A 14,586-nucleotide genomic window follows, 5' to 3' on the forward strand; every position below is an offset into this window, starting at 1 on the left:
AAATTGATGGCTAAAACAGCTATACTGGGTGTCTTAGGATTAGGATATGTAGGACTTCCATTAGCAGTAGAGAAAGCAAAAGCAGGATTTAAAACGATAGGTTTTGACGTACAAGAATCAAAAGTTGAAATGGTTAACGTTGGTAAAAACTACATTGGAGATGTTGTAAATGAAGATTTAGAAGAAATCATAAAATCTGGTCTTTTATCTGCTACAACTGACTTTGCACAGGTTGCATCAGCAGATTGTGTTTGTATATGCGTTCCTACTCCTTTGGATGAACATCAACAGCCAGATATAAGTTATGTAAAATCATCTGCTGAAAGTATTGTTCCGTATATGCATAAAGACATGTTGATTATTTTAGAGTCAACTACGTATCCAGGAACAACAGAAGAACTCTTAAAGCCAATTCTTGAAAAATCAGGGTTAAAATGTGGAAAGGATTTCTATCTCGCATTCTCACCAGAGAGAGTAGATCCAGGTAACCTCATTTATAAAACAAAAAACACCCCTAAGGTTGTCGGTGGGATTACACCTGAGTGCACTGATGTTGCTGCTACGCTTTATGAAGCTATTTTAGAAGCACCGATTCACAGAGTATCATCTCCAGCAGTAGCTGAGATGGAGAAGATATTAGAAAACACATATAGAAACATCAATATTGGTTTAGTTAATGAATTGGCAATATTATGCAACAAGATGGGAATTAACATATGGGAAGTTATTGATGCCGCAAAGACTAAGCCTTATGGATTTCAAGCGTTTTATCCAGGACCAGGTCTTGGCGGACACTGCATACCTTTAGATCCATATTATCTTTCTTGGAAAGCTAGAGAGTATGGATTTCATACATCTATGATAGAGTCCTCAATGATGGTTAATGACAGAATGCCAGAATACTGTGCAGAGAGATCAAGCAAAATCCTAAATAGATTTAAAAAAGCTATGAATGGATCTAAGATTTTGGTATTAGGTGTAGCATATAAGCAAGATATCGATGACTATAGAGAAAGTCCTGCTATAAGAGTAATTGAAGAACTGGAAAAAGAAGGTGCAGAAGTTGCCTATTTCGATCCATTTGTATCTGAATATCGAGAGCATGGAGTAGTGAAAAAGGGTGAATCTAAATTGACTGCTGAACTGATTAAAAGTGCAGACCTAGTTATTATTACTACAGCACATACAAATGTTGATTATGGGTTTATACAAAAGCATGCCAAAGTAATTTTTGATACGAAAAATGTTATGAAGCACATAGACGCACGTGACAATATTGAGTTGCTATAAGGGGGGATTTACATTGAGTTTAAAATACGCAATTATTGGATGTGGAAGGATTTCACCTAATCATATAGCAGCTGCACTTGAAAACAAACTTGAGATTGTAGCACTATGTGATATTGAAGAAGTTAAGATGAATGCTACGATCCAAAGATTCAATCTTCCAATAGATACAAAAAAATATGTTGACTATAAAAAAATGCTTCATATTGAAAGACCAGAACTTGTAGCAATTTGCACTGAAAGTGGAAAACACGGTCAGATTGCTCTGGATTGTATTGATGCAGATGCTAACCTTATCATTGAAAAGCCTATTGCTCTGTCTCTAGAAGAAGCTGACTTGATCATTGAGAAGGCTAATGATAAGAATATCAAGGTAAGTGCATGTCACCAGAATCGATTTAATAAATCTATACAGAAGATTCGAGAAGCGGTTGAAGGTAACCGTTTTGGAAAATTGATGCATGGTACCGCCCACATCAGATGGAATAGAGGAGAAGACTACTATAAGCAGGCACCATGGAGAGGTACTTGGGAACAAGATGGCGGTGCCTTAATGAACCAGTGTATTCATAACATTGATCTTTTAAGGTGGATGATGGGTGATGAAATCACCGAAGTAGTAGGTATGACAGATAATCTCATCCACGGGTTTATTGATGCTGAAGATTTAGGGATGGCTTTAGTGAAATTTCCAAATGGAAGTTATGGAATTATTGAGGGTACTACAAATATCTATCCTAGAAACCTTGAAGAAACCCTATATATTTTTGGCGAAAAAGGAACAGTTAAAGCGGGAGGGAAGTCTGTAAACTTAATTGAAGAATGGCAGTTTGCAGACAAACTGGATGATCCAGAAGACGTTAAAGAAAAATATCATGAGAATCCGCCAAATGTTTATGGTTTTGGGCACAATCCACTTTATGCAGATGTGATTGATGCAATCAAGAATGATAGACAACCTTATGTAACAGCGGTTGATGGAAGAAACGCACTAGAACTTGTTCTTGCTATTTACAAATCTGCTGCTGAAGGAAAGAGTGTAAAACTCCCACTTGATAAATGCAGTACATTAGATTTTAAAGGAAGGTTTGAAAAAGAATAATAAAATTTTTTTGGGGGGAGGGCAATTATATGTTGCTAAGTAATATATTTAAAGAATACAATTGTTTTGAAGATGCAGTTATAAATAACGAAAAAAACTTTGATTATCTTGGTTTGACAGCTTCAGATGTTAATGGTTTATTATGTGTTTTTCTAGATGATGAGAAATATATTGATGATATAAAAACAAACGTAAGAATGATAATAACAAACAAAAATATAGCGAAATTGCTAGAGGGTACAAACTATGGAATTTGTATTGTAGACAACCCGCGCGAAGTCTTTTTTCATATCCACAATTACTTATCAGATAGACGTGATAAATCGGAAGAAAAGAAAAAAACAATAATAGGTAATGATTGTGATATTAGTAATTTAGCAAGCATTTCAAAAAATAATGTAAAAATCGGCAACAATGTAGTTATTGAAGAGTTTGTAGTTGTACGTGAGAATACAACTATTGGTGATAATTCAATAATTAGAGCCGGATCAATTATTGGTGGTCAAGGGTATGAATTTAAAAAAACTGAGAAAGGAATATTAAGTGTCGCCCACGCAGGAGGCGTTATAATAGGTAATAATGTAGAAATACAATACAATACATGTATTGATAGAGGAGTGTACGATTGGGATAACACTATTATTGGAGATAATTGTAAGATAGATAATTTGGTTCATATTGCTCATGGAGTCAAAATTAGTAAAAATTCAATGATTGTAGCAAATGTAGGAATAGGAGGCAGAACTACAATTGGACAAAATACTTGGATTGGATTTGCAACAACGATAACAAATGGAGTTTCAGTAGGAGATAATGCTAGGGCAAACATTGGTTCCGTAGTTACTAAGTCTATTCCAGACGGAGGTAGCTATACTGGTAATTTTGCTATTGAACATTCTATATTTATGAAAAATTTAAAAAAATCATTGAGTAATAACAAGGAGTGATGGCTTTGGAATTTAGAGACTTAAAGGCTCAATATAATAAATATAAAAATGAGATTGATTCAGCAATTCAGGAAGTACTAAATAATACGAATTTTATCGGTGGAAAAGAAGTAGATACACTTGAAAAGGGATTAGCTGAATACGTTGGCGTTAAACATTGCATCACTTGCGCAAATGGGACTGAAGCCATGACGCTTCTTATGATGGCTTGGGATATTAAAGTAGGAGATGCAGTTTTTGTTCCTGACTTTACATTCTTTTCGACAGGAGAAATTGTGTCATTTAGGGGTGCTACACCCATTTTTGTTGATGTAGATAGAGACACGTTCAACATTGATACAGTTAAACTTGAAAGAGCGATAAATAAAGTATTAAAAGAAAGTAAGCTAAATCCAAAGGTTATCATCCCAGTAGATTTATTTGGCCTTCCGGCAGATCATATTGAGATTGAAAGGATAGCAAAAAAATATAAGCTAAAAGTCCTTGAAGACGCTGCTCAAGGATTTGGTGGAAGCATCAACGGGAAAAAAGCCTGTAGTTTCGGAGATGCTGCAACAACATCATTCTTTCCTGCGAAACCATTGGGATGTTATGGAGATGGAGGAGCGATTTTTACGAACGATGATGCTTTAGCAGATCTGCTTAATTCTTACAAGGTACATGGGAAAGGAGAAAATAAATATGATAACGTTAGAATTGGTGTTAACTCAAGATTAGATACAATTCAAGCGGCAATACTAAATGTAAAACTTACTGCGTTTATTAATCATGAACTTGATGATGTAAATAGAGTGTATAGGTTTTATACAGAGAGACTTAAGGGTATTGTTGAAACGCCATTTATTCCTAATAGTTATGTATCTAGCTTCGCTCAATATACAATTAAACTAAAAAGCAGAGAAGAAAGAGATGCTTTGCAAACTAAGTTAAAAGAAAATGGAATCCCGAGTATGATTTATTATGTAAAACCTATGCATAAACAAGATGCATTTAGGGCGTTAGAATATGATGATAGTGATTTTGAAGTAACCAATAAGCTTTGTGATACGGTGCTGTCATTACCAATTCATCCTTATATAAGAGAAATAGATGTTGAAAAAGTGTGTAATTCTATTGTGAAAATTTTGAATAGATAATGAAGTAGGTAATGATTAGATTCTTAGGATGGTGCTGAATGAAGAAAGTAATAATGATTGTGACTAATAGATATGATCCAGATGTAAGGGTGCATAAAGAAGCAAAGTACCTTGTTAGTAGAGGGTTTGAGGTTGAGATTCTATGCTGGGATAGAGAAAATGAATATATTAATAAAGCAATTGAAGAAATGGATGGTATAAAGATAAGAAGGTTTTTTCCGTATGCAAAGTATGGAACAGGAATAAAGCAAATAAAAGCATATATTAAATTTATACTAGAAATTAAAAAGTATCTTAGCAAAGTTGAGTATAGTTATCTTCACTGTCATGATTTGGATGGCGTGATTGCTGGGTATATAGGAAAATCTAAGAAGTCTAAACTAATTTTCGATATGCACGAATTTTATGAGGGACTTAATAGTAACAACAAAAATAGAAGATTAATAAAATGGATTGTTTCAGTTTTCCAAAATAAATCTAAATGGATAATTTATGTTAATGAAGTACAAACAACGAGGACAAGTAAGAAGAACCATGAAAAGCTTATTTATTTGCCTAATTACCCTGAGTTAAGCAATTACGATATGAAATATAAAGCTCCTGATGATAAGCTCAGGATTTCATATATTGGCTCAGTTAGACAGTATAATGAACTGAAAAATCTTATAGATGCATGCAAAGATATGGATGACGTACTCGTAGCAATACATGGTATGGGAGTTGCTTATGAGAAACTGAAACAAATTATTGGTAACTATTCAAATGCTATTTTAACTGGTGTGTTTGATTTTACACAAAGTAGTGATTTGTATTGTGCTACTGACATACTCTACGCTGTATATCCTATGGATAATATACAAAATAAACTGTCATATCCTGTGAAATTTTATGAAGCGATTATTACTAAAACTCCTGTAATTGTCAGTAAAGGCTCAGTATTAGAAGGTTTTATTGCTGAGCATGATATAGGATTTGTAGTTGATGGTGGGAATGAAGAAGAAATTAAAGACCTAGTATCATATATAAATAATAACAAACAAATTCTTCTAGAAAAGGTTGAAAACTTAGAAAAGATTCAATTTAATTATAGCTGGGAAGAAGTTGTTAAAAATCTAGATGTATTATACACCTAAAAAATTAATAGAGGATAATAAATTATACTAAAAGGCAATTAAAAGTATTTAGTGCGGATGTTAAGGATATTTTAGATTTCTAGGTGAATGGTAAATATAGTTAATTAACGAATTAAATATAAAATAGTACATTTTCTCGTATCTTCTGAAGTGGATATTATATAGAGAACTAATAGGTGGACTATAAATAGAAAAATATTAGATAATATAAAATAAAATTGGAGAATGAATTATGACACTAAATAGATCCCCAATTTATGCTAAAAATGAAATAAATAAAGTTGAAAATGAAGAAAACAAAATTGCTATCTTTATTGTTTCATATTTTCTAGTACAAATTTTAAATCTTTCTTCAAAACATATATTTCCTATTCCATTAGAATATTATTCTTTGATGAGTATAAGTTTTGGATTAATATTGGTTGTAACTTTTTTGAGATCATTTTCGATAGTGTTGAATAGGTCTTTGAAGGCTTTTTTTACTGCTGAGGGTATAACTTTGATATTATTTTTGACTAGTGCTTTAATGCAAAATGCTGAAAGTTCATTATTGTATGAAAATTTCATATGGGCTGCATTAATTTCAGTACCATTAGGTGTTTATGCATTTTCAATCAATAATAAAGAATATTTATACAATATGTTTTTAAAATTTTCCTTTTTAATGTCAACATTATTAATATTAATGATTTTCCTTGGTAATAATATTGGAGTGTACAGCATGTCTTTTTCTTATGCATTACTTTTACCCATATTATTCCATGTCAATGAATGGTTGAATTCCAAAAAGATGAAGTACTTATTTTTATCAATAATACAAATTGCTTTAGTATTATTGTACGGATCGCGAGGAGCTATTCTTTCAATATTTAGTTATATCGTATTCAAATTTTTATTCAGTAAAGTGAGTATTGCTAAGAAACTTTCGCTATTATTATTTTCAATCACAATAATATCTATACTATATCTTAATTATTATACCATTGGTAATTTTATTTTAAAAGCATTGGCCGAGAGGGGTTATTATAGCCGAACTTTATTTTTGCTATTTAATAGCGATATAACTAATGACGCTGGTCGAATGGAAATTTTTAGATACTACCTTAACTTAGTAGGAGAACGACCAATAATAGGATGGGGAATAATGGGTGGATGGTTAGGTAAAGGACAAGGGCCACATAATATGGTTATAGAGCTGTTATTATCTTTCGGTGTAATTTTCGGAGGTATTATTACCTTATTAACAATTATGATTCAAATACGTATTATTTATGTTAAGGATAAATTTACCAGAGATTTAATATTAATTTTTATGTCTTCTTCTTTTGTTTTATATTTCATTTCTGGAGATTATATACAGAAACCAAGTTTCTTTATCTTAGTAGGACTATTACTTAGTACATTCAGGCGTAAAAAGAAGAAATTTGCTTCGAGAGTTGAGTAATCTTTTTTATTAGAAATAATAGATGGAGTGAAAATAAAGCGATTCTTTCCATCTGCTAAGTATGGTTCAGGTTTAAAACAATTAGTGGCTTTTCTGTGTTTTGTATTGGAGGTGCGAAGATACATCTTTGATACTAATTATAGTTATCTACACTGTCATGACTTAGATGGAATTATTGCAGGATTTTTCTCAAATAGAAATAACAAAATTAATCTTTTATCTGCATGAATTCTATGAAGTTTTAGGGAAAAATCAAAAATTGAGATATATCATACGATTAATAGTTTCGTTTTTCAGAAAAAGTCTGATGCAATTATTTATGTTAATGAAGTGCAAATGAAAGTAGTAAAATATAAGTATAGAATTAAATCAGTCTATTTGCCCAATTACCTTGATAAGGGGTATTTTAAAGACGTAAAAAAGAACTATTCGGATAGTCTTAGGATAGCTTATATTAGATCTGTTAGACAATACTCTGAACTAAAAAACCTTATGGATGCACATGTAAAGACATGAAAAATGTGGAAGTTCTGATACATGGAATGGGAGTAGCTTACAAAGATTTATATAATATTTAATCTGATTATAATAATATTAAAGTAACTGACACTTATAATGCATCTCAAATTGGAGAACTTTATCAAAATACGGATGTTTTATATGCTGTATACCCAGTGGACAACATTCAAAATAAATTGTCGTTTTCTGTTAAGTTTTATGAAGCCATTCTAGCTAAGACCCCAGTTATTGTAAGTAAAGGTTCTAATGTTGAAAAATTTGTTGAAGAGCATAATATCGGATTTTCAGTTGATGGAAATAATGTTGAGGATATTAGGGACTGCATAAAAGCTATTATTTTAATAAAGAAATATTAGATTTAAAAACGAAAAATATAGCTAAAATTCAATTTGCTTATATTTGGAATAAAGTTATCAATTATTTAGATGATATATATGTATAATGTAAGGTGGTGATTTTTTGATAGATATAATACTATCAGAACATAAAGCTATAGAATGGCAAGAGAGTTGTGAGAATTATTTCCGAGGATGGTATTTTATTGATGAAGAATTTTACGAGAAAAAAGAAACTCTTATTTTTTTTACAGATATAAATGAAAAAAACTTCGAAAAAAAACTTAAGGCATTGAATGGAAACTTTTCAATTGTTTCGAAGTGTAAGGAAAAAACCTATGTTGCTGTGGATAGAATAAAGAGCTTTCCACTTCTATATACAAAAATTGGACAAAAAGTCTTTATTAGCGATAATATTGAAACTTTAAAGAATCTTTGTTATGACAAAGAAATAAAGCTAACCAGTTTACAAGAACTCATTGCAACAGGTTTTGTAACTGGGAAAAAAACTATTTACAACGATATATATCAAATTCAAGCAGGAGAATACTTAATTGTTGATAATAAGACTGGGGACATAGAAGTGCGTCAATATTATTCTCATAAACATTCTGCTGATTTTGAAAAAAGCAATAAAGAGTTATGTGAAGAATTGGATGCTGTACTAGTGAATGTATTTAAAAGATTAATTAAGAGTTTAAATGGGAAGCCAGTGGTTTTATTTTTAAGTGGTGGATATGACTCAAGATTAGTTGCAGTGATGTTAAAAAGGTTAGGTTACGAAAATATGTATTGCATATCTTTTGGTCAGGAAAAGGATAAAGAAGTTATTGCTGCTAAAAATGTAGCTTCAACATTAGGTTTAAAATGGTATTTGATTAATTTTTCAAAAAATTATTTTAGAAAAAAATTGGAAGAAGAAGAATTTAGAGAATATATTATAAAAGCAGCAAATGGGATATGTAGCCCTTATTACCAAGGAATTGTAGCAGAGGAATTTATAAAAAGAGGGTTGATTCCAAAAGATGCAATTTTTCTAACGGGAAATTCAGGAGATGTTGTTGAAGGAGAACATTTTGATTCTCGATTTAAAGAAGGAAAAGAACACGAGAAAAATATTATAATAGATTCTATAATTGATACACACTATATGATTTTTGGTAAAAAATTTGGACAAAAAAACTTATTTAGAAGATTCGCAGTTGAATTTATCGGGGACAAACAAATATATTCATATGATGAATGTCATGATATATGTGAACGTTTTAACTGGAGAGAGAGACAATCAAAATATGTCATAAATGATGTAAGGTGTTATGATGAATATCTTGGAAATGAATGGAGACTACCTTTATGGGATAACGAATTTGTAGAATTCTGGCTAAGAGTACCTTCTAACCTGAGATGTAATAGAAAGCTATACTATGAGTATGTAAAGAATGAAAAATTTCTTAGTGCAAACAATAAAAGTTTATATCGTAAGAGCATAAACTTAATTAAAAATCATTTTATGCCAATTATTGAGTTTTTTTACCCTTTAGAAAAACTTAAAGAATTTATTAGAGAGAAAAATCCTTTTTATTCCGTGAATTTGAAAGACTATTTAAAGATATTATATTTAACTAAGGGATACAGAACTAATACTGTAACATCGCATATTTTTACAGAGATGGGGATGCTTTACAATATTAAAGAAATCACTAAATTGAAAGAATTGTTAGAAAAAGAATATTATTAATAATAAATACAAGCTGTATTGAGAGAAAAGGTCTGATTTTATGAAAAAAACTGCAATAATAGTGATGCTCATAACAATTATATCAAAAGGGTTTGGATTTTTTCGAGACCTAGTGTTGTCATATTTTTATGGAGCAACACAAATAAGTGATATTTATTTGATTTCTACTATTATACCTTCTGTTATATTTGCTTTTGTGGTTAATGGAATTGTTACTTCATATATTCCTGTGTGCAACAGTGTAATGGAACATTATGGGGAGGAATCAACAGATAATTTTACCAATAATCTAATTAACTTTGTACTAATTATAAGTTTCTTTATAATTATAGGTGTATATATTTTTGCTCAACCGATAGTTAAGATTTTTGCAATTGGCTTTGAGGGAGAGGTACTTGATTTAGCTACATTATTTACGAGAATAAGCGTTTTTGGCATTTTGTTTAATGGTGCTATTTATATTTTAGGAGGATACCTGCAGTTAAAAAACAATTTTATTGCTTCTGTAATTTCAGGGATACCTTTAAATCTAGTTATTATATTGAGCATAATATGCTCAAGCTACTATAAGAATGTACTTTTTTTACCTGTCGGAATGGTAATCGCTACATTGACACAAATGTTATTTTTATACTGGCTTGTTAAAAATAAGAATTTTAAGTATAGAGTAGTCTTAAAGCTTAATGACCGTCATTTAAGACAGATTATTATTCTTTCATTGCCTGTAATTTTGGGAATATCGGTAAATCAAATAAATATTTTAATTGATAGAACTATAGCTTCAAATATTACTACTGGTGGAATTTCTGCACTCTCATATGCTAACCGGCTTAATATGTTTGTTCATGGAATATTCGTTGTGTCTATATCTACTGTAATATACCCTGTTATTTCTAAACTGTCATCCAGTAATAATACGGAAGGTCTAAAAAAAGTACTAGCAGAATCTGTAAACATAACAAGCATATTACTTATACCTACGATAGTAGGATCTATGATTTTTTCAACAGAAATAATCGAGTTGTTATTTGCAAGGGGCGCATTTTCTAAACATGCTGTTAATATAACTTCATCAGCTTTATTTTTTTACTCAATTGGGATGATAGGGTTTGGATTAAGGGAAGTATTATCAAGATTTTTCTATTCAATGCATGACACTACTACACCTATGATAAATGCAAGTATAGGTATGTTTATTAATATTTTTTTAAATTTTATACTTTCTAAATATTTAGGAATAGGTGGATTGGCACTTGCAACATCTATTGCAGCTACATTGACAACATTATTATTATTTATAAGCTTACGAAAGAAAATAGGTCCATTCGGCATGAAGCAAATCAGCATTTCATTTCTAAAAATTCTATTTGCCTCATTGCTTATGGGCTTCTTCTCCAAAATGAGCTTCAATTACTTAACAACTTCATTATCACAGAACCTTTCACTCTTAATAGCAATCGGGGTCGGAGCGGTTTCATACTTTGGGATTATTTACTTTATGAAGATTGAAGATGTTGACGCAATCGTTGGAGCAATCAAGAAGAAGCTAGGAAGAGGAGCTGCATAAAATCAATTTTTGATATTTTAGTAGAAACGAAGCCTGGTAAAGGTGGAGAGATTCAACTCACTGATGCCCTTAAAGTCCTAGCCGCTAAAGAATCTATGTACGAATATGACTTCATTGGTAAAAGGTATGATCTGACCCTATTTTTCATATCATTCCAAATGTCAGCCTGATGGAAATGGCATAATAAACTGGACACTAAGTTAAGGGAAAAAGGTGACAGTTTATGGGTAGAAGAAGTTATGATCGTCAATTTAAGATGGCTGCAGTGAAATTAGTTTTGGAAGATAATATGTCTGTTGCTGAGGTTGCAAAGGAATTATCTATCCATTACAATAGCCTTTATCGATGGATAGGTGAATATGAAGAATATGAGGAAAGTGCGTTTCCAGGTCATGGAAGCACACTTTACAATTCTCAATATGAAATTAAAAAGCTTAAGCGTGAAAATGAAGATCTTAGAGCAGAGTTGGAACTGCTAAAAAAATTCCGGGCCTTCTTGAAGAAAAAGAATGTGTAAGATTCCAATATTTGAAGTGAATAATATGATGCCATAGAGCCACCATTCCGATTTTTGAGAGCCACTATGTGCATTTACCAGAGCCATCATGGTACTCTGAGAGCCACTGCTTTCGCATCCCGGTATAATGAACTTACACTAAAACTAGTGCATATCTACATTCTAAGGGAAATTTATCAAACTGACTCATTGCCGGAATGGTGGCTCAAAACTATCTGGATTATTCACAGTACTTTTAGAAGATGATATAGTTCATGCAGACAAGCTTTGCTTAAAGCAAATGATCGAGGCTTATGAAGATTATAAGACTACAGTTTTAGGAGTGCAGGAAGTAGCGCAAGAAGACGTGAATAAATATGGTATTGTGGAAGGAAAACACATAGAAGGTAGAGTATATAAGGTGAAAGATTTGGTGAAAAAGCCTGCTGTTGAAAATGCTCCTTCTAATGTGGCTATTTTAAGAAGATATATTATCAATCCAGTTATCTTTGAAATACTTGAGCATACAAAGCCTGGAAAGGGTGGAGAAATTCAGTTAACGGATGAACTAAAAGAATTGGCTCAACGAGAAACTATGTATGCCTATAATTTCGAGGGAAGGAGATATGATGTAGGGGATAAACAAGGATTTTTAGAAGCTACTGTAGAGTTTGCATTAAGAAGAGATGATCTTAGAAATGAATTCAGAGATTATCTTGTGAAACTTATAAATAGCGAATTAGGGTCTGAGATATATAAAGAGGCTGCAAAAACAATAGAATAAGTATAAAGAAAAAACGGTGAGATGGATGAAGCTTGGGCCGTTTTTTCTTTATCTAGAAATAAGCAAAGATGAGAATTATTTGCAATCTACTTCATTTCATTGACACAAACCTGGTAAAATTATATAGTTAATATAGACTATAATATCGGGGTGAATAAAATGAAGAATAAGGTTTTGAATTTATTACTGGTATTCATAGACGCAGTGTGTATTAATCTATCATTTATTCTTGCATTTGCCATTCGATTTGATGGACACATAATAAGCCATCGTATAGCAATGCAATATTTTCCAGTCTATATCAAGAGTATTATTACAGTAACGCTGATCAAGATCGTTATATTTTATGGATTAGGACTGTACAACAATTTATGGAAATATGCAAGTATAGAGGAATTCGTTCAAATTATTACGACATCCTTTTTTGCTATGGCAGGAACAGTAAGTTATATGGTTATTATGCAGCAGCACTTGCCACGAAGTATCTATATTTTGACATTTATGATCGACATCATCCTCATTGGGGGTATCCGCTTTAGTTATCGAGCATCTCGTAGTATAAGAGAGAATGGATTGAACAGAAGAAAAAACTTCAAACGAGTGATGATCATTGGTGCTGGACAGGCTGGGGCGATGGTTATTAAAGAATTGAAAAATCATGATGACCTGAATAGTAAGCCCGTAGTAATCATCGATGATGACGAAAGAAAGATAGGAAGAAAGATTAATGGGGTACCTATTCTAGGGGATCGATATCATATCAGAAAGATCACCGAAAGCAAACGTATTGATGAAATTATCATTACAATCCCTTCAGCCTCCCAGAGTGAGATTCGTGAGATCGTAGAAGAATGTAGTAAGACCAAGTGTAAATTAAAGATATTACCTGGAATATATGAATTAATTGATGGGAGAGTGAGCATCAGCCAAATTCGAGATGTGGATATCGAGGATTTATTGGGGAGAGATCCTGTTAAGGTTGATCTAGAGGAAATGAGCTCCTATTTGCAGAACAAACTTGTGCTTGTAACAGGGGGTGGCGGATCCATCGGTTCTGAATTATGCAGACAAATCGCCCAGTTTAATCCCAAGAAGCTATTGATCTTAGACATTTATGAAAACAATGCCTATGACATTCAAAATGAATTGGCTGCAAACTATCCAGAGTTAGATCTAACGGTATTAATTGCATCTGTTAGAGATAAGCAAAGACTCCATGAGGTTTTTAGTAAATATAAGCCCCAAGTGGTTTTCCACGCGGCAGCCCATAAGCATGTGCCTTTAATGGAAGAAAGCCCTAAAGAAGCCATCAAGAACAATGTTTTTGGAACTCTAAATGTGGCTGAGATAGCTAGTGTATTTGGCGTTGAAAAGTTTGTACTCATTTCTACGGATAAGGCGGTTAACCCTACCAATGTGATGGGAGCGACAAAGCGTATTGCTGAGATGATTGTGCAAGCGATGAGTAGAAATAGCAAAACGGAATTTGTGGCGGTTCGATTTGGAAATGTTCTTGGAAGCAATGGCAGTGTAATCCCATTGTTTAAAAAGCAGATTGCAAATGGAGGACCTGTGACGGTTACCCATGCAGAGGTAACTCGGTACTTCATGACGATTCCTGAGGCTGTCCAACTGGTAATTCAGGCTGGTGCCATGGCCAAGGGTGGAGAAATATTTGTATTGGATATGGGACAACCCGTAAAGATTATTGATTTGGCAGAGAATTTGATCAGGTTATCTGGTTTTGAGCCATACAAGGATATTGACATTCAAGTTACAGGGTTAAGGCCTGGAGAGAAGCTTTATGAAGAGTTGTTAATGGATGAAGAAGGTTTAACAGAAACGAAACATCACAAGATCTTTATTGGAAAGCCTATCTTTATTGATTATAAGGTGTTGATATCAGAGTTAAATCATTTAAGGGAAATTCTATTGGATGAAAATAATGATTTGAGGGATTATATTGAGCATATGGTGCCTACGTATAAAAGGACTAGTTAGACAGAAAAGCCTTTTGAAGAAGTGATTCTTTGAAAGGTTTTTTTGTTTGTATAGATATTTAGAAAAATGATATAATGTAGCTATCCAAAAAACGGAG

Annotated in this window: 11 protein-coding genes and 2 pseudogenes; all 13 read left to right on the top strand. The window is 32.2% G+C overall.

What is annotated here, in order from left to right; genetic code table 11:
• The first annotated feature begins 6 nt into the window (after positions 1–6).
• The 13 genes and pseudogenes from HNQ80_RS12015 to HNQ80_RS12070 all read left to right on the top strand — a co-directional run bounded on the left by HNQ80_RS12015 (position 7) and on the right by HNQ80_RS12070 (position 14,489).
• Positions 7–1,290, top strand: coding sequence for a nucleotide sugar dehydrogenase (locus tag HNQ80_RS12015; RefSeq protein ID WP_243183213.1), 1,284 nt, complete (start codon positions 7–9; stop codon positions 1,288–1,290).
• Between the two features lie 13 nt (positions 1,291–1,303).
• A complete protein-coding gene (locus HNQ80_RS12020) occupies positions 1,304–2,389 on the top strand; it encodes a Gfo/Idh/MocA family protein (protein ID WP_184310909.1) in 1,086 nt (361 codons plus the stop codon).
• A 29-nt stretch (positions 2,390–2,418) separates the two neighbouring features.
• Positions 2,419–3,336 carry a UDP-3-O-(3-hydroxymyristoyl)glucosamine N-acyltransferase gene (locus tag HNQ80_RS12025; protein WP_184310910.1) on the top strand — a complete coding sequence of 306 codons (918 nt, stop codon included), beginning with the start codon at positions 2,419–2,421 and terminating at the stop codon, positions 3,334–3,336.
• A complete protein-coding gene (locus tag HNQ80_RS12030; RefSeq protein WP_334297387.1) occupies positions 3,336–4,472 on the top strand; it encodes a DegT/DnrJ/EryC1/StrS family aminotransferase in 1,137 nt (378 codons plus the stop codon). Before HNQ80_RS12025 ends, HNQ80_RS12030 begins: the two co-directional genes overlap by 1 nt.
• 38 nt (positions 4,473–4,510) lie before the next feature.
• On the top strand, positions 4,511–5,605 hold the full coding sequence (locus HNQ80_RS12035; RefSeq protein ID WP_184310912.1) for a glycosyltransferase: 1,095 nt from the start codon (positions 4,511–4,513) through the stop codon (positions 5,603–5,605).
• Between the two features lie 232 nt (positions 5,606–5,837).
• A complete protein-coding gene (locus HNQ80_RS12040) occupies positions 5,838–7,049 on the top strand; it encodes an O-antigen ligase family protein (protein ID WP_184310913.1) in 1,212 nt (403 codons plus the stop codon).
• A gap of 593 nt (positions 7,050–7,642) precedes the next feature.
• The gene (locus HNQ80_RS12045) at positions 7,643–7,924 is read left to right on the top strand and encodes a glycosyltransferase (protein WP_184310986.1); all 282 of its coding nucleotides are present in this window, start codon (positions 7,643–7,645) and stop codon (positions 7,922–7,924) included.
• A gap of 103 nt (positions 7,925–8,027) precedes the next feature.
• The gene (locus tag HNQ80_RS12050) at positions 8,028–9,641 is read left to right on the top strand and encodes an asparagine synthetase B family protein (protein WP_184310914.1); all 1,614 of its coding nucleotides are present in this window, start codon (positions 8,028–8,030) and stop codon (positions 9,639–9,641) included.
• Between the two features lie 40 nt (positions 9,642–9,681).
• Positions 9,682–11,208: a murein biosynthesis integral membrane protein MurJ gene (gene murJ, locus HNQ80_RS12055; RefSeq protein ID WP_184310915.1), complete on the top strand. Its 1,527-nt coding sequence runs from the start codon at positions 9,682–9,684 to the stop codon at positions 11,206–11,208.
• Positions 11,209–11,213: 5 nt separating this feature from the next.
• Positions 11,214–11,342 (top strand): annotated as a pseudogene (locus tag HNQ80_RS26580) (UTP--glucose-1-phosphate uridylyltransferase); the annotation flags it as partial.
• Between the two features lie 89 nt (positions 11,343–11,431).
• Positions 11,432–11,725, top strand: a complete 294-nt coding sequence (locus HNQ80_RS12060) for a transposase (RefSeq protein WP_184310916.1) — start codon at positions 11,432–11,434, stop codon at positions 11,723–11,725.
• Positions 11,726–11,948: 223 nt separating this feature from the next.
• Positions 11,949–12,488: pseudogene (locus tag HNQ80_RS12065) on the top strand (UTP--glucose-1-phosphate uridylyltransferase); the annotation flags it as partial.
• A 159-nt stretch (positions 12,489–12,647) separates the two neighbouring features.
• Positions 12,648–14,489: a nucleoside-diphosphate sugar epimerase/dehydratase gene (locus HNQ80_RS12070; RefSeq protein WP_184310917.1), complete on the top strand. Its 1,842-nt coding sequence runs from the start codon at positions 12,648–12,650 to the stop codon at positions 14,487–14,489.
• Positions 14,490–14,586 lie beyond the last annotated feature (97 nt).

It is taken from the genome of Anaerosolibacter carboniphilus (assembly GCF_014205875.1).
In the GTDB taxonomy this organism is placed as follows: domain Bacteria; phylum Bacillota; class Clostridia; order Peptostreptococcales; family Thermotaleaceae; genus Anaerosolibacter; species Anaerosolibacter carboniphilus.